Source organism: Lentibacillus halophilus (genome assembly GCF_039522485.1).
GTDB classification, from domain to species: domain Bacteria; phylum Bacillota; class Bacilli; order Bacillales; family Amphibacillaceae; genus Lentibacillus; species Lentibacillus halophilus.
This window is the reverse complement of the sequence record NZ_BAAADM010000006.1, coordinates 1-21,866: the sequence shown is the minus strand read 5'-3', so window position 1 is coordinate 21,866 and position 21,866 is coordinate 1. Positions and strand designations below refer to the sequence as shown.

18 protein-coding genes are annotated in these 21,866 nt (G+C 46.2%); 17 read left to right on the top strand and 1 reads right to left on the bottom strand.

Annotated elements, in window-relative coordinates; genetic code table 11:
- The first annotated feature begins 52 nt into the window (after positions 1 to 52).
- The 17 genes from purH (at position 53) to ABDZ72_RS01505 (ending at position 21,517) form a co-directional block, all read left to right on the top strand.
- Entirely contained in the window at positions 53 to 1,573 is a 1,521-nt protein-coding gene (gene purH / locus ABDZ72_RS01585) for a bifunctional phosphoribosylaminoimidazolecarboxamide formyltransferase/IMP cyclohydrolase (protein WP_343750723.1), read from the top strand.
- A gap of 20 nt (positions 1,574 to 1,593) precedes the next feature.
- Positions 1,594 to 2,853 (top strand): phosphoribosylamine--glycine ligase, encoded by a 1,260-nt coding sequence (gene purD / locus ABDZ72_RS01580; RefSeq protein WP_343750721.1) that lies wholly within the window; start codon positions 1,594 to 1,596, stop codon positions 2,851 to 2,853.
- A gap of 227 nt (positions 2,854 to 3,080) precedes the next feature.
- Entirely contained in the window at positions 3,081 to 4,823 is a 1,743-nt protein-coding gene (locus ABDZ72_RS01575; RefSeq protein ID WP_343750719.1) for an adenine deaminase C-terminal domain-containing protein, read from the top strand.
- A gap of 75 nt (positions 4,824 to 4,898) precedes the next feature.
- The gene (locus ABDZ72_RS01570; RefSeq protein ID WP_343750717.1) at positions 4,899 to 5,951 is read left to right on the top strand and encodes a DUF3048 domain-containing protein; all 1,053 of its coding nucleotides are present in this window, start codon (positions 4,899 to 4,901) and stop codon (positions 5,949 to 5,951) included.
- Positions 5,952 to 5,969: 18 nt separating this feature from the next.
- Positions 5,970 to 6,269: a YerC/YecD family TrpR-related protein gene (locus ABDZ72_RS01565; protein ID WP_343750715.1), complete on the top strand. Its 300-nt coding sequence runs from the start codon at positions 5,970 to 5,972 to the stop codon at positions 6,267 to 6,269.
- Between the two features lie 254 nt (positions 6,270 to 6,523).
- Positions 6,524 to 7,210 (top strand): heptaprenylglyceryl phosphate synthase, encoded by a 687-nt coding sequence (gene pcrB, locus ABDZ72_RS01560; protein WP_343750713.1) that lies wholly within the window; start codon positions 6,524 to 6,526, stop codon positions 7,208 to 7,210.
- 46 nt (positions 7,211 to 7,256) lie between these two features.
- Positions 7,257 to 9,458, top strand: coding sequence for a DNA helicase PcrA (gene pcrA / locus ABDZ72_RS01555; RefSeq protein WP_425542326.1), 2,202 nt, complete (start codon positions 7,257 to 7,259; stop codon positions 9,456 to 9,458).
- A gap of 15 nt (positions 9,459 to 9,473) precedes the next feature.
- Complete coding sequence (gene ligA, locus ABDZ72_RS01550; protein WP_343750709.1) at positions 9,474 to 11,477, top strand: NAD-dependent DNA ligase LigA; 2,004 nt, start codon at positions 9,474 to 9,476, stop codon at positions 11,475 to 11,477.
- Positions 11,478 to 11,487: 10 nt separating this feature from the next.
- Positions 11,488 to 12,732, top strand: a complete 1,245-nt coding sequence (locus tag ABDZ72_RS01545; RefSeq protein ID WP_343750708.1) for a CamS family sex pheromone protein — start codon at positions 11,488 to 11,490, stop codon at positions 12,730 to 12,732.
- Between the two features lie 202 nt (positions 12,733 to 12,934).
- On the top strand, positions 12,935 to 13,225 hold the full coding sequence (gene gatC / locus ABDZ72_RS01540) for an Asp-tRNA(Asn)/Glu-tRNA(Gln) amidotransferase subunit GatC (RefSeq protein WP_343750707.1): 291 nt from the start codon (positions 12,935 to 12,937) through the stop codon (positions 13,223 to 13,225).
- 12 nt (positions 13,226 to 13,237) lie between these two features.
- Positions 13,238 to 14,707, top strand: a complete 1,470-nt coding sequence (gene gatA, locus ABDZ72_RS01535; RefSeq protein ID WP_343750706.1) for an Asp-tRNA(Asn)/Glu-tRNA(Gln) amidotransferase subunit GatA — start codon at positions 13,238 to 13,240, stop codon at positions 14,705 to 14,707.
- Entirely contained in the window at positions 14,704 to 16,134 is a 1,431-nt protein-coding gene (gatB, locus tag ABDZ72_RS01530) for an Asp-tRNA(Asn)/Glu-tRNA(Gln) amidotransferase subunit GatB (RefSeq protein ID WP_343750704.1), read from the top strand. The genes gatA and gatB overlap by 4 nt, the downstream gene beginning before the upstream one ends.
- A gap of 262 nt (positions 16,135 to 16,396) precedes the next feature.
- Positions 16,397 to 17,344 (top strand): diacylglycerol kinase, encoded by a 948-nt coding sequence (locus ABDZ72_RS01525; protein ID WP_343750702.1) that lies wholly within the window; start codon positions 16,397 to 16,399, stop codon positions 17,342 to 17,344.
- A gap of 95 nt (positions 17,345 to 17,439) precedes the next feature.
- Positions 17,440 to 18,831 (top strand): 23S rRNA (uracil(1939)-C(5))-methyltransferase RlmD, encoded by a 1,392-nt coding sequence (rlmD, locus tag ABDZ72_RS01520; protein WP_343750700.1) that lies wholly within the window; start codon positions 17,440 to 17,442, stop codon positions 18,829 to 18,831.
- Between the two features lie 188 nt (positions 18,832 to 19,019).
- Positions 19,020 to 19,586, top strand: coding sequence for a GbsR/MarR family transcriptional regulator (locus tag ABDZ72_RS01515; protein WP_343750699.1), 567 nt, complete (start codon positions 19,020 to 19,022; stop codon positions 19,584 to 19,586).
- A gap of 282 nt (positions 19,587 to 19,868) precedes the next feature.
- Positions 19,869 to 21,128 (top strand): YeeE/YedE family protein, encoded by a 1,260-nt coding sequence (locus ABDZ72_RS01510; protein ID WP_343750698.1) that lies wholly within the window; start codon positions 19,869 to 19,871, stop codon positions 21,126 to 21,128.
- 116 nt (positions 21,129 to 21,244) lie between these two features.
- Positions 21,245 to 21,517, top strand: coding sequence for a hypothetical protein (locus tag ABDZ72_RS01505; RefSeq protein WP_343750697.1), 273 nt, complete (start codon positions 21,245 to 21,247; stop codon positions 21,515 to 21,517).
- A 37-nt stretch (positions 21,518 to 21,554) separates the two neighbouring features.
- Here ABDZ72_RS01505 and ABDZ72_RS01500 read toward each other — a convergent pair whose 3' ends face one another.
- Positions 21,555 to 21,773, bottom strand: a complete 219-nt coding sequence (locus ABDZ72_RS01500; RefSeq protein WP_343750696.1) for a hypothetical protein — start codon at positions 21,771 to 21,773, stop codon at positions 21,555 to 21,557.
- Positions 21,774 to 21,866 lie beyond the last annotated feature (93 nt).

Here is a 21,866-nt window from a genome sequence, read left to right as displayed (position 1 = left end):
AAGCATGCGTTTTGATTTGTAAATCGATAAACAAAAGCGAGGAGTTCATGTTATGAAACGGGTACTGATAAGTGTATACGATAAACGTTATGTAGAATCGTTCGCGTCCGAACTGGCCGGATTGGGCTATGAGATTGTTTCTACCGGCGGTACGTTAAAAAAGCTTCGTGATGCCGGCGTTGACGCCACCGCTGCTGAGGACCTGACAGGCTTTGCGGAAATGCTCGACGGACGCGTGAAAACGTTGCATCCGGCGCTGCATGGCGGTATTTTAGCTGATCGCGGAAAAGATGTGCATCTGCGCCAGCTGGCCGACAATGACATAAAGCCTGTTGATATGGTCGTTGTTAATCTTTATCCATTTAAACAAACGCTTGATCAACCAAGTGCGACAGAAGAGACCATTATTGAAAACATTGATATTGGCGGCCCAGCCATGTTGCGCGCAGCTGCTAAAAATATGAATGATGTGACAGCCGTCGTTGATCCGGATGATTATGAAGACGTTCTCGATGCGATTCGTAATAACGCGCTCGACCGCAGCAAACGGAAAGCATTGGCTGCAAAAGTATTCCGCCATACGGCACAATATGATGCTTTGATTGCTGGTTACATGACGGAAGAGGCATTTCCAGAAAATTACACCGTTACCTATGAAAAAGTGCAGTCACTAAGGTATGGCGAGAACCCACACCAGCAGGCGGCATTTTATAAGAAGCCGCAGCAGACAGCAATGAGTCTGACCTCGGCGAGCCAATTGCACGGTAAACAGCTTTCCTATAATAACATTCAGGATGCCAATGCGGCACTGGCCATGATTGCTGAGTATGATTACCCGACTGTTGTGGCGGTTAAGCATATGAATCCGAGCGGCATCGGGGAAGCAGCCGATCTCAATGATGCTTTTGCCAAAGCCTACGATTCAGATCCGGTTTCGATTTTTGGCGGCATTGTTGCTTGTAATCGGACGGTCGATAAGGATGTTGCGAAAAAAATGGGAGAGATTTTTCTAGAAATTGTGATGGCGCCGCAATTCACCGAGGATGCGATAGCTATTTTAACTGAAAAGAAAAATATTCGTTTGCTGAAAGTGGATATGCAGCAAACAGAAACAGGGTCCCATGAGCTGACAGCTGTTCATGGCGGTGTGCTGATTCAGTCCGGTGATGACGGTTCCATTTCGGATAAACAGCTGGACTATCCGACAGAAAAACAGCCGACGGAAGCGCAAATGACGGACTTGGCGTTTGCCTGGAAAGCTGTGAAACATGTGAAGTCCAATGCGATTGTTTTGGCGAAAGAGAAGCAGACGCTCGGTGTCGGTGCCGGACAAATGAACCGGGTCGGTGCTGCGGAGATTGCGGTGACGCAGGCAGGCGACAAAGCGAAAGGTTCTGTGCTGGCGTCAGATGCCTTTTTTCCAATGCCGGACACCGTCGAAGCCGCTGCCAAAGCAGGTGTGACGGCGATTATACAGCCAGGTGGATCGAAGCGGGACCAAGATTCAATTGACATGTGCAACCAGTATGGTATTGCTATGGTATTTACAAGCATGCGTCATTTTAAACATTGACATGGGAAGTAGGTGTTTTTGTGAATTTATTGCTTATTGGACGAGGTGGACGGGAGCACAGCATTGCTAAAAAGTTGTACGAAAGTGAACGGGTGGACCGGATTTACGCGGCGCCCGGCAATGGTGGCATCCGTGATATTGCTGTTTGTGTGGACATTGATGAAATGGATACGAATGGATTGGTGGACTTTGCCACTGAAAACGTGATTGACTTGACGATTGTCGGCCCGGAAAATCCATTGCTTGCCGGCATCACGGATCGGTTTCATGAAGCAGGTCTGCCCATTTTTGCACCGACAAAAGCAGCGGCTATGCTGGAAGGAAGCAAACGTTACGCCAAAGACTTCATGTTGCACTATGATATTCCGACGGCTGCGTATGCTGGTTTTACCGAGCCAGCCGATGCCAAAGCCTATATCAATAAAATTGGCGTACCGGTCGTTGTGAAAGCGGATGGCCTTGCTGGCGGTAAAGGTGTCATTGTTGCGCGCACTATGGAGGAGGCACTTGAAGCCGTGGATCAGCTGTTGCCCCATGACGATCATTCGGATGAGGCATCGAGTATTGTCATTGAAGAATGCCTGGAAGGACCGGAACTCTCGCTCATGGCATTTGTCCACGGAAACCATGTGTTCCCGATGTTGCCTGCACGTGATTATAAACGGGCTTGTGATCATGATGAAGGACCGAACACGGGCGGAATGGGTGCTTATGCTCCTGTGGACGATGTGTCTCAGGAAACCCTTGATGACATAACAGAACACGTTTTACAGAAAGCCGCAGATGGCATCAGCCAGGAAGGGCATCCATTTACAGGCATTCTGTATGCGGGAATGATGATGACGGCGAAGGGACCGAAAGCCATCGAGTTTAATGCGCGATTCGGTGATCCGGAGACACAAGTCGTGCTGCCGCTGTTGGAAAATGACCTGCTGCAAGTATTGCTTGATGTACTGGATGGCAAGGATCCCAAGCTTTCGTGGGAATCAAAAAGCTGTGCCGGTATCGTCCTCGCATCCAAGGGGTATCCGGGTCCATATGAGAAAGGTGTTCCATTGCCTGATCAACTGACGGAAGATGGTGCATTCGTCATTCATGCCGGAACGCGCAAAGAATCTGACCAATTAGTCTCAGACGGCGGGAGGGTTCTTCTGGCAGGTGCCAAAGGAGATTCACTTGCCGAAGCTATCACAGATGCATACGAATGGATGGATCGTCGCATCCATTCCGACCGTTTCTATTACCGGAATGACATCGCACGATCTGCGGGAACAACATAATTAGTCGGTATGACAGTTTGCATTTTTGATACCCTATCCATTTCAAACAGCCCGCATGCCTTCTCAGGCGAATGTGGGCTGTTACATTTCCTGGACAGCTCTGATTATACCGGACTGCATATCAATTATGTCACAAAAGGTTCATTTTCTTTTATGAAAACGCTACCGCATACACGTGATATTTATGTTACGATGGATAAAACCATTTCTTTGGAGCATTGATTAGTATGTCAGAGAATAGATTTCAATGGAGAAACCGAGAATTGAGGGAACATGTCGCTGTTATGGATGGAAATGTTTCCCCAACGATTATCTTAAAAAATGGAATGTATTTAAATACGTATACGAAACAATGGCAACAGGCGAATATTTGGATTTTGTGCGACCGAATTGTGTATGCCGGTGATGCGATGCCGGAGAAGTACGACCGAGCGGAAGTGATTGATTGTTCGGGTCAGTATCTTGTTCCTGGATATATGGAACCGCATGCCCATCCATTCCAACTGTATAATCCGGAATCACTTGCACATCATGGTGCCGAATACGGAACGACAACATTTATCAATGATAATTTGCTTTGGAACTTTTTGCTGGACAAAGAGAAAGCGTTTTCCTTATTGAACGCTCTGGACCGATTACCCGTTTCCATGTACTGGTGGGCGCGACTGGATTCACAAACCGCGCTGCAGAAGGATGAGGATTTGTTCAGTACGTCGAGTGTCATGTCATGGCTTCAGCATCCTTCCGTTATTCAAGGGGGAGAGTTGACGGCCTGGCCAAGCTTATTGGACGGGGATGACCGTCTCCTGTACTGGATTCAGGAAGCTAAACGTCTGGGGAAACCAATAGAGGGGCATTTGCCCGGTGCATCAGAGCGGACATTGACGAAAATGAAATTGTTGGGCGTGTCAGCAGATCATGAAGCCATAACCGGAAAAGAAGTTATGACACGTTTGCAACTTGGGTACCAGGTTGGACTTCGTTATTCATCCATTCGGCCCGATTTGCCCAATTTGATTGACGAGCTGTTGGCCGAGGGGCTTCATTCATTCGATCATTTAATGATGACAACGGATGGATCGACACCGGGGTTCTATGAAAATGGTATCATGAACGTCTGCGTCGCTATTGCCATCGATAGGGGAATTCCGTTACCTGATGCGTACCGGATGGCTTCACACAATGTAGCCGCCTATTACGGCCTTATCGAAGAAGTCGGTTGTATTGCTCCGGGGCGGCTGGCAAATATTAACATACTGGAGGATCCAAACCATCCAACCCCGGCCGGCGTTCTTGCCAAAGGGGAATGGATTCATAAAGATCATCCCTCGAATGAGACAGTTTCGAGTGTTGACTGGTCCGGTCATGATATTCAACCGGTGACCTTCAACTGGGATCTGACGTTGGATGATATGCAATTTTCCGTTCCGCTCGGGTTGCAGCTTATTAATGATGTGATCATAAAAGCTTATGCCATTAATACGGATGTAACGCTTGATGTTATTCCGGACAATAACGATGATGCTTTTCTAATGCTTATGGACCGACAAGGGCAGTGGCGTGTGAATACTGCCATTAAAGGTTTCACTAATCGATTGGGTGGATTGGCAAGCTCATATTCAGCGAGTGGTGACATCGTCTTTATCGGTAAATGCAAGCAGGATATGTTATTAGCATGGCAACGGATGAAAGAGCTTGGGGGCGGTATTGTTGCTGCGCATGACGGAGAGATTTTATTTGAGTTGCCATTACCCCTTTCCGGAAGCATGTTCGCAGGTGGCATGCGGGAATTGATTGAGAAAGAAAAGACGTTGCAAACCCTCCTGCAATCGTTCGGCTATCCGTTTGACGATCCGGTTTATGCGATTTTATTTTTGTCGTCCACCCATCTTCCATATATCCGCATTACACAGCAGGGCATTATCGATGTAAAGAAACGGGATGTTCTCTTTCCAGCAACGATGAGATGACGTATAATAAATGTAATCAGTGATGGAAATCGGCTGTAATGCCGATTTCTTTTTGTCGAATAAAGGAGTGGGATTTTGAGACGAATTTTTATTTTTTTCGGACTGGTTGCGCTGTTCTTGACCGCTGCATGTTCGAGCAATGACGAGCAGCCGGCGGAAGATAGTGAAGCCAAAGAAAATGCTACTAATCAGAAGGCTGAAGCGTCAGGTGCGCTGCATACCTATCCTCTGACAGGGGTAAAAACCGATCAGCCTGTTGACAACCGGATGGTCGGTGTGATGGTCAACAATCATCGCAAAGCGCGTCCGCAGACAGGGATTTCTAAAGCGGATATTGTTTTTGAGGTGCTGGCGGAAGGAACGATTACTCGCTTTCTCGCCATGTATCAGAGCGAGACGCCGGATGTTGTTGGTCCGGTGCGTAGCGCAAGGGAATATTATTTTGAGCTCACCAGAGGCTATGGGGGACTCTACATTTATCACGGTGCAGCCCATTTTGTTAACGACATGATTCAGAACCGTGGCATTGAGCATCTGGACGGAGCTTTACATGACAATGACGGCCAATTGTTTAAACGGGCATCATTCCGGACTGCGCCGCACAATTCCTATTTGCAGTTCGATGGTATTGATGACGCTGCCCAGCAGAAAGGCTATGACATGACCCGGTCTTATGAGCCGCTCCCGTTCGCATCAGAAGAGGAAGCTGCGTCGATTAACGGTGATTCGGCTGAACGTGTTACAATTGTATATTCCAATCGTCCGAAAAATATTGTAGAATATCGGTATAATGCGGAAAATGGGACGTATACACGATATAGCGACGGAACGAAAACCGTGGAACGAAATGGAGAAACAGCTATCACGACAGATAACATATTTATTGTGGAGACCCCCCACCAAGTGATTGATGATGCCGGCCGCCGACAAGTAGACATAACATCAGGCGGTGATGCGTATCTCATTCAAAAAGGCAATGTCCAAAACGTCCAGTGGGAAAATCGTGATGGCCGGCTGATTCCGGTCAAAGACGGAGACCCTGTTCCGTTTGTCCCTGGCCAAACATGGGTTAATATTGTTCCATCAAGTCCGGGTATGGAGCAATCTGTCACGATTTCAAACGAATAGAAAGCGGGTGGTTCCAGAATGCAGATTGATAAGTTGCGCGGTGAACAACTCGATCAATTGTTTGATGCCATTCTCTCTTTGAAAAATCGCGAAGAATGCTATCAGTTTTTTGATGATATCGCCACTATGTCAGAAGTTCATTCGATTGCTCAGCGCCTGCAGGTGGCTAAAATGCTGCGGGAGGGCTATACGTACAATGTCATAGAAGAGGAAACCAACGCTTCCACCGCGACGATTTCGCGTGTGCGTCGATTCGTTAACTACGGCAGTGACGGTTACCAAATCGTTCTTGACCGTTTAATAGATATGGAGACATAATGGGTACATGGAGCGCTGTCTTCCCCCTTGTGATAGCGCTCTGCTACGCTCTTTCATGAGTCAAGCGCCCGCATACCTGTGTCAGTGGTTCAAATGGCCATGACATCACCCTCGAATACCCATATCCTCAAAAAATAGAGTCCGTTATCCCCATTCTGAGCGTTATTTTTGGTATACTTAGAACCGGTGGACTGGCAAATCGACTTGGTTATGCCTGATCCAATGATTATGGTCAAATTGATGGAGGATGAGCATTGAATTATTCTTTACACGAATGGAATCATATATTTAAACTGGATCCTGCTAAAGACATTGCTGATGACGACCTTCGAGACATCTGTGAATCAGGGACAGATGCTATTATTGTAGGAGGAACGGACGGAGTGACGTTGGATGGCGTGCTTGATTTGCTTTCCCGTATTCGCCGTCATACCGTGCCGTGTATATTGGAGATTGCCAACATGGAATCCATCACGCCAGGCTTTGATTATTATTTCATCCCAATGGTCATGAACACGACGGAGAAAAAATGGATGATGGATTTGCAGCACCAGGCCATCAAGGAATATAAGGAACTGCTGAACTGGGATGAAATGTTTGTGCAAGGTTATTGCATCCTCAATGAGGAATCCAAAGCATTTAAGCAGACCAAATGTGTCATGCCGGATGCGGATGACGTGGAAGCCTATGCCCATATGGCCGAAAATGTTTTTCATTTGCCCATTTTTTATATGGAATACAGCGGGACGTACGGGGATCCGAAACTGGTTGAAAAAGTGAGGCAACAGTTGACGACGACCAAGCTTTTTTATGGCGGTGGTATTGAAAATCAGTTCCAGGCTCAGGAAATGAAAGAACATGCGGATACGATCATTGTCGGCAATCTCGTTTATGATAATATCAAAAAAGCGTTAAAAACGGTCCAGGCCGTCAAGAAATAATAACTGCTCACATCTTGAAAAGGTGGTGTCTTGATTGAGTCAGACAATGGACGATTTACTAAATGGATTAAATAACGAACAAAAACAGGCTGTCAAGCATACGGAAGGCCCGTTGCTTATTATGGCCGGAGCGGGAAGCGGCAAGACACGTGTATTGACACACCGAATTGCTTATCTGCTTGGTGAAAAAGACGTCGCTTCGAGAAATATTCTCGCTATTACGTTTACGAATAAAGCAGCACGTGAAATGAAAAATCGTGTTAACCAACTCATCGGTGCGGAAGGGAAACAGATATGGGTTTCCACTTTTCACTCCATGTGTGTCCGTATTCTAAGGAAGGATATCGACCGAATCGGATACAGTTCGAATTTTACGATTTTGGACAGTAGTGATCAGCTATCGGTCATGAAGCAGATTTTGAAAGACTTGAACATCGATACGAAGAAGTTTGACCCACGTGCGATGCTTAGTCAGATCGGTGGGGCCAAAAATGAATTGACCACTCCGGAAGAATATAGCAAACAGGTGTCCGATTATTTCCACGAGACCGTGGCGCAAATTTATGATCGGTATCAAAAAACATTGCGGAAGAATCAGGCGCTCGATTTTAACGATTTGATTATGCAGACGATTCATTTGTTCAAGCGGGTCCCGGAAGTGTTGGAATACTATCAGCGCCGGTTTCAGTATATTCATGTGGACGAATATCAAGACACCAACCATGCGCAGTACTATTTGGTGAAGCAACTGGCGAGCCGGTATCAAAACCTGTGCGTGGTCGGTGATTCGGATCAGTCCATTTATCGCTGGCGGGGTGCCGATATCAGCAATATTCTGTCGTTTGAGGAGGATTACCCGTCATCACGGACGATCTATTTAGAGCAGAATTACCGGTCGACGAAATCCATTCTCGATGCGGCGAACCATGTTATTGACTATAATACCGGACGAAAACCGAAGAACTTATGGACAGAGAACGATGACGGAAGAAAAATCCGTTATTATCAAGGGGCGACTGAGCAGGAAGAGGCACTTTATGTGACGGATAAAGTCCAGGAACTCACAGAGGAAGGACGTTTTTCGCTGAATGATATGGCCGTGTTGTATCGGACCAATGCCCAATCACGTGCTATTGAGGATACGTTTAGAAAATCAAACATCGCGTATCAAATGATCGGCGGTACGAAATTCTATGAACGAAAAGAAATAAAAGATTTAATCTCGTATTTGCGGCTTATTACGAATCCGGATGATGACATCAGTTTTGAACGGGTCGTGAACGTGCCGAAACGCGGCATCGGCAAGACGACTATGGATAAAGTACGGGCGTATGCTTCTGACCATGACATCTCATTTGCACAAACGATTAAGGAGATCGACTTTACTGGTGTATCGAAAAAAGCTGCGCAAGCACTGTCGGAATTCCTGAATTTTATCAATAGCCTTGTGCAGCAGCAGGAATTTTTAACGGCAACAGACATGGTTGAGACGGTTCTCGAACGGACAAACTATGAAACCATGCTGAAAAATGAGCGTAGTCTGGAGTCACAGAGCAGGCTGGAAAACTTGGAAGAGTTTAAGACCGTGACCAAGGAATTTGAAGAGAGCGCTGACGATAAAACAGTTGTCGCTTTTCTGACGGACCTCGCCCTTATTGCGGATATTGACCGTGTTGATGAGGATGAAGCGGACGATGAACCCAAAGTGACGATGATGACCCTGCACGGCGCAAAAGGATTGGAGTATCCGGTCGTGTTTTTAATCGGTATGGAGGAAAATGTATTTCCGCACAGCCGATCAATGATGGATGATGAGGAAATGGAAGAAGAGCGGCGTCTTGCCTATGTTGGTATGACGAGGGCTGAAGAGGAACTGTTTCTGACCCATGCCAAAATGCGTACACTGTATGGAAAAACGAATATGAATCCCATTAGCCGGTTCATTCATGAAGTTCCGGAAGAGTTGGTGGATGGCGTCGAACAAATACATGCCACGATGTACGGCGGGACTAATAAATCCAAAGAACCATCTGAGCTAAAACGTCGTGCAGGCCGGATGCAGCAAACAACCGGGGCCGAATCCAACACATGGAGCCCCGGTGATAAAGCGGAACATAACAAATGGGGGGTCGGTACGGTTGTCAACGTAAAAGGCGAGGGCGAATCCATGGAATTGGACATTGCATTTCCGGCACCAACCGGGGTCAAACGGCTTTTGGCCAAATTTGCGCCGATTACGAAACAATAGGAGGTGCCTCCTGAAGTGGATAAAGACACAGCACAGCAGCAGATCAAGGCATTAAGGGAGCAGCTGAATCATTACAATTATGAGTATTATGTCCAGGATAACCCAAGTGTTCCCGATGCTGTCTATGATCAGCAAATGCAGGAACTCATCAAACTGGAAACGGATTTTCCTAGTCTGGTCACAGCGGATTCGCCTTCTCAACGGGTTGGCGGCGAACCGTTGGATGCATTCCAGAAAGTACAGCACCGCATCCCGATGCTTAGTCTCGGAAATGCTTTTAATGAAAGCGAGGTACGTGATTTTGTCCGCCGTGCCAGTCAAGGATTGGATGAGCCCATTTCGTTCGTTTGTGAATTGAAAATCGACGGGCTCGCGGTATCGCTTCTTTATGAAGACGGGATGTTCGTCCGTGGTGCAACTCGTGGCGACGGTACAACCGGTGAAGATATTACGGCCAATTTGCGCACCATCCGCAGCATTCCTCTGTCGATTCCAGAAAAAAATACGATGGAAATCAGAGGAGAAGTGTTCATGCCGCATCGCTCATTTCTTAAATTGAATGAAGCACGGACGGCGAATGAAGAGACACCGTTTGCTAACCCACGCAACGCTGCCGCAGGGTCCCTCCGTCAGCTGGATCCTAAAATAGCATCCAATCGCCATTTAGATATTTTTTTATACAGCGTCGGTGAATGGGAAGCGGGGTCGCTGACTACCCATAGCGAGCGGCTGACGTATTTGGAAGAGCTCGGGTTAAAAACGAATCCGGAATGGCGGAGATGCGCAACGATTGAAGACGTTTTGGACTATATACGTTACTGGGAGGACAAGCGTCCGTCATTGGATTATGAAATCGATGGCATCGTTATTAAAATCGATAACCTTGCACAGCGGGAAAAGCTTGGATTCACGGCTAAAAGTCCGCGCTGGGCAATTTCGTACAAATTCCCTGCCGAAGAAGCGCTGACCGTCCTGAAGAATATAGAATTGAGTGTGGGGCGTACCGGCGTGGTGACACCAACGGCCGTTCTTGACCCGGTACAGGTTGCTGGAACGACGGTGAAACGCGCTTCGCTGCACAATGAAGATTTGATCCGGGAGCGGGATATCCGTCTTGGTGATAACGTCATCATAAAAAAAGCAGGGGATATTATTCCGGAAGTTATTCGATCTGTCGAGGACGAACGAACCGGTGCCGAAAGTGAATTTTTGATGCCAGATGAATGCCCTGTATGCGGCAGTGAACTCGTCCGTCTGGAAGAAGAAGTCGCATTGCGCTGTATTAATCCCAACTGTCCGCAGCAATTGAAAGAAGGCTTGATTCACTTTGTTTCCCGGGAAGCCATGAACATTGATGGACTCGGTGAAAAAGTCATTAGCCAGCTGTTCCGGAATGATCTCGTTCATACCATTGCCGATTTGTACCGTCTGCAACGGGACGATTTGCTGCAGCTGGAACGCATGGGCGAAAAATCTGTGGATAACCTTTTGCGGGCTATTGATGCGTCGCGGACCAATTCGCTTGAACGGCTTCTATTCGGGTTGGGAATCCGATTTGTCGGATCGAAAGCAGCGCGGACCTTGGCCGCTCATTTCAAAACGATGGCGGGTCTTCAGCAGGCGTCATTTTCCGACGTTGTTGCTATCTATGAGATTGGTGACAAAATGGCTGATTCCATTACACGCTATTTTGCCGAAGATCACGTAAAAGAACTGATTCAGGAATTGAAAACATTGGGCGTATCGATGACGTATGATGAGCCAGGGAACCAGGACATAAACGAGGAGACACCATTAACCGGAAAAACGGTTGTATTAACAGGGAGAATGGAGCAATTTACCCGTTCGGAAGCGAAAAAAATGGTGGAACAGCTCGGTGGCAGCGTTACCGGCAGCGTCAGCAGCAATACGGACGTTGTGATCGCCGGAGACGATGCCGGTTCAAAACTGGAAAAAGCGGAACAACTCGGGGTTACGGTATGGAACGAACAACAGCTCAGGGAAGCTTCAGACGGATAAGGGGTGGAGAATGTTGAAGAACGTTGGAATCTGGCTGATGATCACCCTCCTGATTCTATCAGGCTGTGCCCCATCGCTAAACAAGAACGAAGATGAAGTGGTACAAAAGGAAGATAAACAAAAAAAGCAGGAAAAGTCCATCGTTCCCAGTTATCAACTGTCGGATGAAACGTACCGGACCATTCTGCCGTACCGCACCAGTGCTTCACGTGGGGTTATTACGAACCAGGTCATGAACCGGATGGACATTGGTGAAATGGAGACAGGATTACGACGCCTTTCCAAATCGTATTACGATCCAGAGAAATATTTTTTTGAAGAAGGACAATATTTAACGTCTGACATGCTTTACAAATGGCTGGGCAGGAAGCTGACGAAAAAACAGTTGAAGAAAGCAGTCCAGGATCGAGTAGCGTTTCTTCAAGAAAGAGGACAGAAGGTTGATGAGGAACGGAAGCAGGCCATTCGTCACGACTTCCAGCTTGGTTTGAATCCGACGATTGCGAATGATAAATCCAAGAAACAGCAAAAAAATAACCCGAAGTATTTAACGCACATTCTGGAACACAACTTTTTGAAGAGGAATGACGACGATACGGTTGAACTCATCGGGGCATCCATCGGCATTGCAATGAAGTCCGAGTATGCGTTTAAGACGGAGATCGGTGGACCGACGTATCATAAGACCATCGATAAAGAAACGATGATGAAAAAAGGCAAGGCCATAGCGCAAACGGTATTAGAGCGCGTGCGGAACATCGAGGGACTAAGCGATATCCCGATCATGTTTGCTCTTTACCGGGAAGAGGACAAGGGATCACCGGTACCGGGCAGTTATGTTGCCAAGACCCAAGTATCGGATGATGACACGAACATCGGTGACTGGGAAACGGTCCACGAAGAAAATATTCTTTTTCCATCGGACGAAGGAGAAGAGAAATATTATGATCAGCAGCAGCAAATAAAAGATTTCGCTGATAAAATCCAGGAGTACTTTCCCAACTATACAGGTGTTATCGGTGAAGGTTTTTATATCGATGAAGAACTGCAAAAATTGACACTGGAGATACCGCTTGAATTCTATGGGAAAGGGGAAGTGATTGGATTTACTCAGTATACGTATGGGTTGGTCCAGGAGATGTTCCAAAATTACTATGAGTTGGAAATAAAAATTAAATCCAATAAGAAAATGGAAAGCGTCATTTACCGGAAGGCCGGTGACAACGAACCGAAAGTCCATATTTTTAACAAGTGAACAAACGTAGATACATTTGCCTGAAAGGATGTTATCTTAGGCATTCTCACGTAAGGTGCCAATCTGACTAGGAATTCTCTCTTACTGATTGCGATTTTGCTTTATTTGCTGAGTGATGCGAACTTTGCTATTATCAATAGTGTCTTAACCATCATAATGACGATTGTGCTATATAAACGATTTATTTTGGAGGTGTCGAACATTGACCGATATATCAAAAGATCAGGTGAAGCATGTTGCGGATTTAGCAAGACTCGCTGTTACCGAAGATGAAGCTGACAAATTTGCCAAACAGCTCAGTTCCATCATTGATTATGCGGAGCAGTTGAATGAATTGGATACCGAAAATGTGGAGCCGACAACTCATGTCCTGGATTTGAAAAACGTCATGCGCGATGATGAACCAAAAGAATGGATATCCAAAGAAGATGCATTACACAATGCACCGGACAAGCAGGATGGTTACTTCCGTGTGCCGTCCATATTGGAATAAGGAGGGAACCGCATGGCTTTATTTGACCATAGCATCAAACAATTGGAACAAATGATTCATCGGAAAGAAATTTCAGCCGAAGATCTCGTTGAAGCCTCGTACAATCGGATTCATGAAGTCGATGATCAAATCGGGGCATTTTTGACGTTGGATGAAGAAAATGCTCGCAGTCAGGCGAAACAGCTGGATGCCGCTCCGGACCAGCAAGCACGTTTATTTGGCATACCGACTGGCATTAAGGACAATATTGTTACGAAAAATTTACGGACGACGTGTGGCAGCCAATTTTTACGAAATTTTGATCATCCGCTTTATAATGCAACGGTCGTGGACAAGCTGGATGTGGAAAAAAACGTCACGATCGGTAAATTGAATATGGATGAATTTGCCATGGGGTCATCGACGGAAAACTCAAGCTTTACACCGACCCGCAATCCGTGGAATACAGCGCATGTTCCGGGTGGTTCCAGTGGTGGCTCCGCAGCGGCAGTAGCGGCCGGCGAAGTGCTATTCTCGCTTGGATCAGACACCGGCGGATCCATCCGGCAACCGGCGTCGTTTTGCGGTGTGGTCGGAATGAAACCTACATATGGCCGTGTTTCCCGCTTTGGTCTCGTGGCCTTCGCGTCATCGCTTGATCAGATTGGACCACTTACTCGCCGCGTGGACGATAATGCACGTGTCTTGGAAGTTATTTCAGGCATTGATCAAATGGATGCCACAAGTGCCAATGTGGCTGTTCCTTCCTATACGGATGCTCTGACCGGGGATGTCAAGGGGCTGAAAATTGCAGTGCCGAAAGAATATCTTGGTGAAGGGGTCGCACCAGATGTGAAAGAAGCGGTTATGAATGCTTTGAAAGTCTATGAACAGCTCGGTGCCGAATGGGAAGAAGTATCCCTACCGCATTCCGACTATGCCATGGCAGCGTATTATCTGTTGGCATCATCGGAGGCGTCGGCGAATCTGGCTCGATTTGACGGGGTTCGTTATGGTGAGCGTTCCGATAACTCGGACAATATGATGGATATGTTTAAGTACTCCCGCAGTGAAGGGTTCGGCGATGAAGTGAAACGCCGGATTATGCTTGGAACGTTCGCTCTGAGCTCGGGCTATTACGATGCTTACTATAAAAAGGCCCAGCAAGTACGGACACTGATCCGCAACGACTTCGAAAGCATCTTTGAAAACTATGATGTCGTCATTGGCCCGACAGCACCGACACCAGCGTTTCAAATCGGCGAAAAAATGGATGATCCACTGACTATGTATACCAACGATATTTTAACCATACCGGTGAATCTGGCCGGTTCGCCGGGGATATCCATTCCGTGTGGTTTTTCCAATAACGGACTGCCCATCGGTATGCAAATTGTCGGCAAAGCGTTTGATGAACATACAGTTTACCGCACGGCTTATGCGTATGAGCAGGCAACAGACCATCATCTCAAACGACCGCAGCTGGGAGGTGCTGAAGCATGAATTTCGAAACAATCATTGGACTTGAAGTGCACGTGGAGCTGAAAACGGAAACGAAAATATTCAGCCCAAGCCTGAATGCCTTCGGAGATGAGCCTAACGCTAACGTGAATCCGATTGACCTTGCGTATCCCGGTGTATTGCCGGTCATGAACAAAGAAGCGGTGAATTATGCGATGAAAGCAGCGATGGCGTTGAATTGTGATATTGCCACTGATACCAAATTTGATCGGAAAAACTATTTTTATCCGGATAATCCGAAAGCTTATCAAATTTCTCAGTTCGATAAGCCGATCGGTGAAAATGGTTGGATCGAGATTGATGTCAATGGTGAGAAAAAACGCATAGGCATCACACGGCTGCACATGGAAGAAGACGCCGGTAAGTTGAATCACCAGGATGACGGCTATTCCCTTGTGGACTTCAATCGGCAGGGCACACCGCTCGTTGAAATTGTTTCCGAACCGGACATAAGCTCGCCGGAAGAGGCATACGCCTATCTGGAAAAACTGAAAAACATTATCCAGTATACAGGCGTTTCTGATTGTAAGATGGAGGAAGGCTCACTGCGTTGTGATGCGAACTTATCCATCCGTCCCGTTGGCCAGCAAGAGTTTGGTACTAAAACGGAATTGAAGAACCTGAATTCGTTCTCCTTTGTTCAAAAAGGACTGGAATATGAAGAAAAACGGCAGGAAGAGGAACTGCAAAACGGCGGCGAGATTCTGCAGGAAACGCGTCGGTTTGATGAAAAGATGAAAAAAACTGTCCTGATGCGCGTTAAAGAAGGTTCTGATGACTACCGCTACTTCCCTGAACCCGATCTCATTCCATTATACATTGATGAGGACTGGAAAGAGCGAATTCGTCAGCAGATTCCGGAATTACCTGATGCCCGGCTGCAGCGATATATCGATGAACTCGACTTACCGCAATATGATGCGGCCGTTTTGACCAATTCCAAGGAAATGTCTGATTTCTTTGAAGAGACGGTGCAAAACGGTGCCGATATCAAACAGGCGTCCAATTGGATTATGGGCGATGTATTCGGTTATATGAATAAAAACTACAAAGAACTTCATGAACTTGCTCTGACCCCGGAGGCACTGGCACGAATGATTAAATTGATTGAAGACGGCACCATTTCGTCCAAAATCGCTAAAAAAGTGTTTGCTGAACTTATTGAAAACGGCGGCGATCCGGACAAAATCGTGAAGGATCAAGGACTTGCCCAAATCTCGGATGAAGGGCAGTTGACGGAAATCATCACGAAAATCCTTGATGAGAACGAACAATCCATCATTGATTACAAAAACGGAAAAGACCGTGCCATTAAATATCTCGTCGGGCAAGTCATGAAAGCAACAAAAGGACAGGCTAACCCACCCATGGTCAACAAGATTTTGCAGACCGAGATTGATAAACGGTAAAAGGAAAAAACGCCAAATAATAGCACGAAATCGCCAAAGTATGTGCTGAAAACGCCAAATAACATGATAAAAACGCCAGACTTGATGATAAAAACACCAAATTGGGGCGATTTCCCCATCCAGTTAATCGTCATTGCCTTCATGACCGCTGCCATAAAACGGCAGCGGTCTGATTTCATTTCGGAAAGCTTTTCAAAACATATAAAAAGAGCTATGATGGATAGTGGTATACACCAACGATGAAGCAGTGGGGAGGAGCACTATGAAAAAAGCCCGTATCATTTACAATCCAACTTCCGGCAGAGAATCGTTTAAAAGGGAACTGCCGACTGTTTTGGAGCGATTGGAAGTTGCCGGGTTTGAAACATCCGCCCATGCAACGGTCTGTGAAGGGAACGCCAGCAGAGCGGCCAGGTTAGCTGCGGAACGACAGTTTGATTTGGTGATTGCCGTCGGCGGTGATGGGACGATTAATGAAGTTGTCAATGGAATGGCCGAACAGGAATACCGACCGAAACTCGGTATTATCCCGACCGGCACGACGAATGACTTTGCCCGTGCGCTTTGGATTCCCCGCGACATTGAAAAAGCAGTCGATGTTATTCTATCAGGGCAATCCATGCCTATGGATATCGGACGTGTCAATGATCAATACTTTATGAATATGGCTGGCGGCGGAAAGTTGACGGAATTGACATACGAAGTTCCGAGCAAACTGAAAACAATGCTTGGTCAGCTGGCTTACTATATGAAAGGGATTGAAATGCTTCCATCGCTAAAACCGACTCATGCTAGAATCGAATACGATGGGACGGTTATTGAAGAAGATATTATGCTTTTTTTGGTATCCAATACAAACTCAGTTGCCGGATTTGAAAAACTGGTGCCTGATGCAAAATTGGATGATGGGTATTTTGACTTACTCATTCTTAAAGAGATGAACCTTGCTGAATTCGTTCGCATAGCGACTCTTGCACAAAGAGGATCACATTTGACGAATCGAAAGATCATTTATACCCAGGCGGAATATATTAACGTCGAAACGGACGACGATATGCAATTGAATATTGACGGAGAGTTCGGCGGCATGCTTCCGGGGGAGTTTCTGAATTTGCAGCAGCATATTGACGTGTTCATACCGGAAAGGTTTTTGGAAAAAGATAACCAAAACGACTCACACCAAACCAATGGCATGTTTGATGACGAGTAATGCCTATTGGTGTCTTCTTTAACTCTTTTGTCCCGACATTGTCGGGATATGTTAAGAAGATATATACATACACGTACAAAAAGGAAGATCGTATAATGGCCAAACCATCAGCACCAGTCCAAAAAAACCAGACCGTTTCTCTTGCGTTTGAGGATTTGACTCATGAAGGCAATGGCGTCGGAAAAATCGACGGGTACCCATTGTTTGTCCCATATGCGTTACCTGGGGAAGAAGGCGACGTAAAAGTGGTCAAGGTAAAGAAAAATTTTGGGTTCGGCAAATTACTCAACCGGCGTCAAACCAGTCCGGAACGTGTGGAGCCGCCTTGTGATGTTTATTATAAGTGCGGTGGATGTCAGCTGCAGCATATGGGCTATGATACGCAGCTCACGATGAAACAGAATCAGGTCAAAAATGCAATGAAAAAAATGGCGCATTTGGACCATGTCCCAGTTCATCCGACTATAGGCATGAAAGATCCGTGGCGCTACCGCAATAAGGTGCAGATGCCTGTCGGGGCTAAAGCAGACGGCGAGCTTATTACCGGTTTTTACCAGAAGCGCAGCCACCGGATAATTGAAGGTATGGAAACGTGTATGATTCAAGATGAAGAAAATGACCGCATGGTGGAAGCGGTTCGTCGAATAGCAGATAGGCTTAACATGACGGCATACCATGAAGAAAATGACCGCGGTGTTCTTCGTCATATTATGGTACGGACAGGCGAAGAAACGAATGACGCGATGATTGTGCTTGTGACACGTACGCAAACGCTCCCGCACCAAGATGAACTTATAAAGGAATTGACGGAGACATTTCCCCATGTTAAATCCATCGTTCATAACGTTAATGATCGTCAGACGAACGTTATTTTTGGTAAGAAAACGGAAATCATTTGGGGCGACGGCTATATTTATGACAAAATCGGCGACATCACATTCGCCATTTCCCCGCACTCGTTTTACCAGGTCAATCCGAAACAAACGAAAGTGCTGTATGAGAAAGCGATGGAGTACGCACGGATTAAAAGCACAGATACCGTTGTCGATGCTTATTGCGGTATAGGTACGATTTCTCTGTTTCTTGCCCAGCAGGCTAAACAAGTCTACGGTGTGGAAGTTGTTTCAGAGGCGGTTCATGACGCTAAGGAAAATGCTAAACTGAACGGCATCACCAATGCGGCGTTCTATGTCGGAGAAGCGGAAAAAATTATGCCTTGGTGGACGGCTCAAGGCATGCGCCCGGATGTCATTGTTGTTGACCCGCCACGTAAAGGGTGTGACGAACAGTTGCTGACAGCCATGGCCGGCATGAAACCGGATCGGATCGTCTATGTCTCCTGCAATCCGTCCACACTCGCCCGGGACCTGCGAATACTTGAGGACAGCGGCTATGACGTTCAAGACGTGCAGCCGGTAGATATGTTTCCACAGACCATGCATGTGGAGTGTGTATCGCATCTAACGTTGAAAGACAAAGACGTGTAGTCGGAAGTGGATTGAAAAAAAGCGGCCCATAAAGCTGAAACGTTTGTCCTTTCGCTATAACGCAAGGACATCCGGAAAAGTGAATTTTGACAATAATCATGCCCGTGATATAATATCGTTGAATGATTCAAATGATATGGAACGTATTGTATAAAATGAGCTAGAGATATAAAGAAAGGAAGACGATGGTGGAACAAGATTCAGATATGCAACAGATTGAGGAATCGCGGGATATTTTGATCAGTGCCATTGCACAAACGATGGTTATTTATGGCGTCACCCCATCTGTTGGACGAATTTACGGTGTCCTTTATTTTGCCGATAAGGCACTCAGCCTGGATGACATAAAGGATCAGGTTGCCATGAGCAAAGGAAGCGTCAGTACGGGTTTGCGCGACCTTCTCGATACGGAGATGGTCATTAAAGTCTGGAAAAAAGGAAGCCGGAAAGACCACTATATAGCCGAAAAGGACTTCTTTAAAAACTTTTTCTCCTTTTTTATAAAAAACTTGCGCCAGGAACGTAATATTATTTCAAGGGCCAACGAACAGGTGGAAGACACTCTAAAGGATATTGCGGCCAATGGGACATCCGAGGAAGCTAAAAAAATGGCCCAGGGGGATTTGGAAGATATTAAGCAAACCATGATTTATTTTGAATGGACGATGAAATTAGCAAATGCCATGGAATCGCGGGAGATCTTTAAGTACTTTCCAGTTAACAATGACGACGATAACGATCATGGATCATCCTGAAGCCGTACATATTGATGCGCTCTATTCGAGTGACCCTACCTTGATCAACGTTTATTCACACTGTTATAGTTAGAGACACATAAAAATTAAAACCCGTCATGACAACGATTTCAAATAGTTAAGCAAGTCGCAAAACGCTCAGTTAAAGGCTGGGCTTTTTTTGTATGATGGGGGTTATGAAAGCCTTTGCCCAATTTTCGTAAAATATATTGACACAAAATAGCTGGTCAGCTATGATTATCGTATAATTCTTACTAAATTTATAGGAAAAGGATGATTACTATGGAATCCAAGACACTGGTTACGGCCATAGATGATAAAAAAACGTTAAAAAATGAAAAGGATACAACGTTAAATAGACCGCAAATGCCGCTCATTATTAGCGGATTGGTGATTGGAATGGCACTTCTGGTGTATCTGATGGCGACGCAAACGATTGTCCAGTCATTATTGCTCGTCATTGGTCTTTTGCTCGGCTATACGCTGTTTCATGCGAGATTCGGGTTCACATCTGCATTTCGTCGGTTGATGAGTGTTGGAAATGGGCGGGCACTGAGATCCCATTTGGTTATGCTGGCTGTCGCTGTTACGCTGTTCGCGCCGATTTTGGCTTTGGGTTATTCATTTTTCGGAGATACCGTCTCCGGCTATGTTGGACCGATTGGAGTTAGCCTTTTCGTTGGATCCTTCCTGTTTGGAATTGGCATGCAGCTTGGCGGTGGATGCGCTTCCGGAACATTGTATGCTGTTGGCGGTGGCCGTTCGGTGATGTTGGTAACATTACTATTTTTTATTATCGGTTCCACCATTGGTGCCTATCATCTTCCCTTTTGGACAGAAGAGTTGCCGTCATTTGAGCCTGTCTCCTTGGCGACGTCAACAGATCTTGGTTATGCAGGTGCATGGGCACTGTCGATTGCTCTGTTTGCCCTGATTGCCTGGGTAACGTTGGTTGTGGAGCGTAAGAAACGGGCGCCAAAAATGGCTTCGAACCCTTCTACGCATGGTTGGAGACGGTTATTCCGGGGGTCCTGGCCCTTATTCATCGCAGCCGTTGTGTTGGCCGTTCTCAATGCACTGACGCTTATGACCCGGGGTGCGCCATGGGGCATTACGTCCGCTTTTGCCTTGTGGGGATCAAAGGCGGCACAGTTTTTGGGAATGGACGTGGCCAGCTGGGGATACTGGCAGGGCGCCAATGCCGAAGTCCTGAATGCGTCCATGTTTGCTGACTCAACAACCGTCTTGAATATCGGTGTTATATTGGGGGCTTTTCTGGCCTCAGCGGCTGGTGGATTGTTCAAACCGTCCGCATTCACCGGAAAAAATGCAGCTGCATCCGTATTTGGCGGATTGCTGATGGGATATGGGGCTCGTTTGGCATTTGGTTGTAATATCGGAGCTTATTTCGGTGGTATTGCCTCATTCAGTCTGCATGGCTACATCTGGGGCGTGATGGCACTTGCGGGAACATTCGCAGCACTTTATATGCGGCCCAAATTCGGGTTGTCTGTACCGAAATCAAACGACTCATTTTGCTAACATCATCGTATGAAAATTAAATGAACAAATTGTGACCTTTTTGTGTATTTTTTATTAATAATTTGTTACAATGCAAATAGGAAACGTTTTCATGATTTAAAAGGAGATGTTACACAATGGGTATTATTCTTGCATTTATGCTGACATCAACACTGACACCCTTCTTCTTTTTACAGTTAAGAAAAAAGTCGTTTGCCATTGTACAAACCATACTGTTGATCGGCATGTGGGTTTACTTCTTTCAGGCAGCTTTTCAAACGGCACCGCCTGTATTGTCCGTTACATCGATCATGTTTTATGCAAGCTTGGTCATGGCGGAAGTCGGATGGATCATGTTTATTATCCATCACGTTAAAACAGCCTCGAATAATCAACAGGCTTATATATAAAAAAGCTCGCTCTTTCGAATGAGCGAGCTTTTTTATATCATGATAGTTGTTTTTCCATAGCAACCAGTTGCAGGATGGCCAGAGAAGTGGCAAGAACGGCGATGGCTGCTGCAATCCCTTTGAACGCATAATGAGAGTAAAAGAACGTCCATAGTGCAAAAGCCGATAAAATGATGCAGGCTATAAACCCGATCACGCATTTCCACTGCAACGCGTCCGATTGTTTCGTGTGTTCATCATCATTATGGTGTGGCATGTCATCACATCCTTTTATTCGTCTAGAAGTCCGGTGAAAAAGTCAACCTGTTCTAGGAATTTCCTAGCTTTATGTCGAATATAGTCATACAGA

Excerpts from the sequence above, each read along its gene's own strand:
- pcrA (WP_425542326.1), top strand. The coding sequence starts at position 7,257 with ATGGACGATTTACTAAATGGATTAAATAACGAACAAAAACAGGCTGTC.
- ABDZ72_RS01565 (WP_343750715.1), top strand. The coding sequence starts at position 5,970 with ATGCAGATTGATAAGTTGCGCGGTGAACAACTCGATCAATTGTTTGAT.
- purH (WP_343750723.1), top strand. The coding sequence starts at position 53 with ATGAAACGGGTACTGATAAGTGTATACGATAAACGTTATGTAGAATCG.
- gatA (WP_343750706.1), top strand. The coding sequence starts at position 13,238 with ATGGCTTTATTTGACCATAGCATCAAACAATTGGAACAAATGATTCAT.
- ABDZ72_RS01505 (WP_343750697.1), top strand. The coding sequence starts at position 21,245 with ATGGGTATTATTCTTGCATTTATGCTGACATCAACACTGACACCCTTC.
- ABDZ72_RS01545 (WP_343750708.1), top strand. The coding sequence starts at position 11,488 with ATGTTGAAGAACGTTGGAATCTGGCTGATGATCACCCTCCTGATTCTA.
- ABDZ72_RS01525 (WP_343750702.1), top strand. The coding sequence starts at position 16,397 with ATGAAAAAAGCCCGTATCATTTACAATCCAACTTCCGGCAGAGAATCG.
- gatB (WP_343750704.1), top strand. The coding sequence starts at position 14,704 with ATGAATTTCGAAACAATCATTGGACTTGAAGTGCACGTGGAGCTGAAA.
- ABDZ72_RS01510 (WP_343750698.1), top strand. The coding sequence starts at position 19,869 with ATGGAATCCAAGACACTGGTTACGGCCATAGATGATAAAAAAACGTTA.
- ABDZ72_RS01575 (WP_343750719.1), top strand. The coding sequence starts at position 3,081 with ATGTCAGAGAATAGATTTCAATGGAGAAACCGAGAATTGAGGGAACAT.
- rlmD (WP_343750700.1), top strand. The coding sequence starts at position 17,440 with ATGGCCAAACCATCAGCACCAGTCCAAAAAAACCAGACCGTTTCTCTT.
- ABDZ72_RS01500 (WP_343750696.1), bottom strand. The coding sequence starts at position 21,773 with ATGCCACACCATAATGATGATGAACACACGAAACAATCGGACGCGTTG.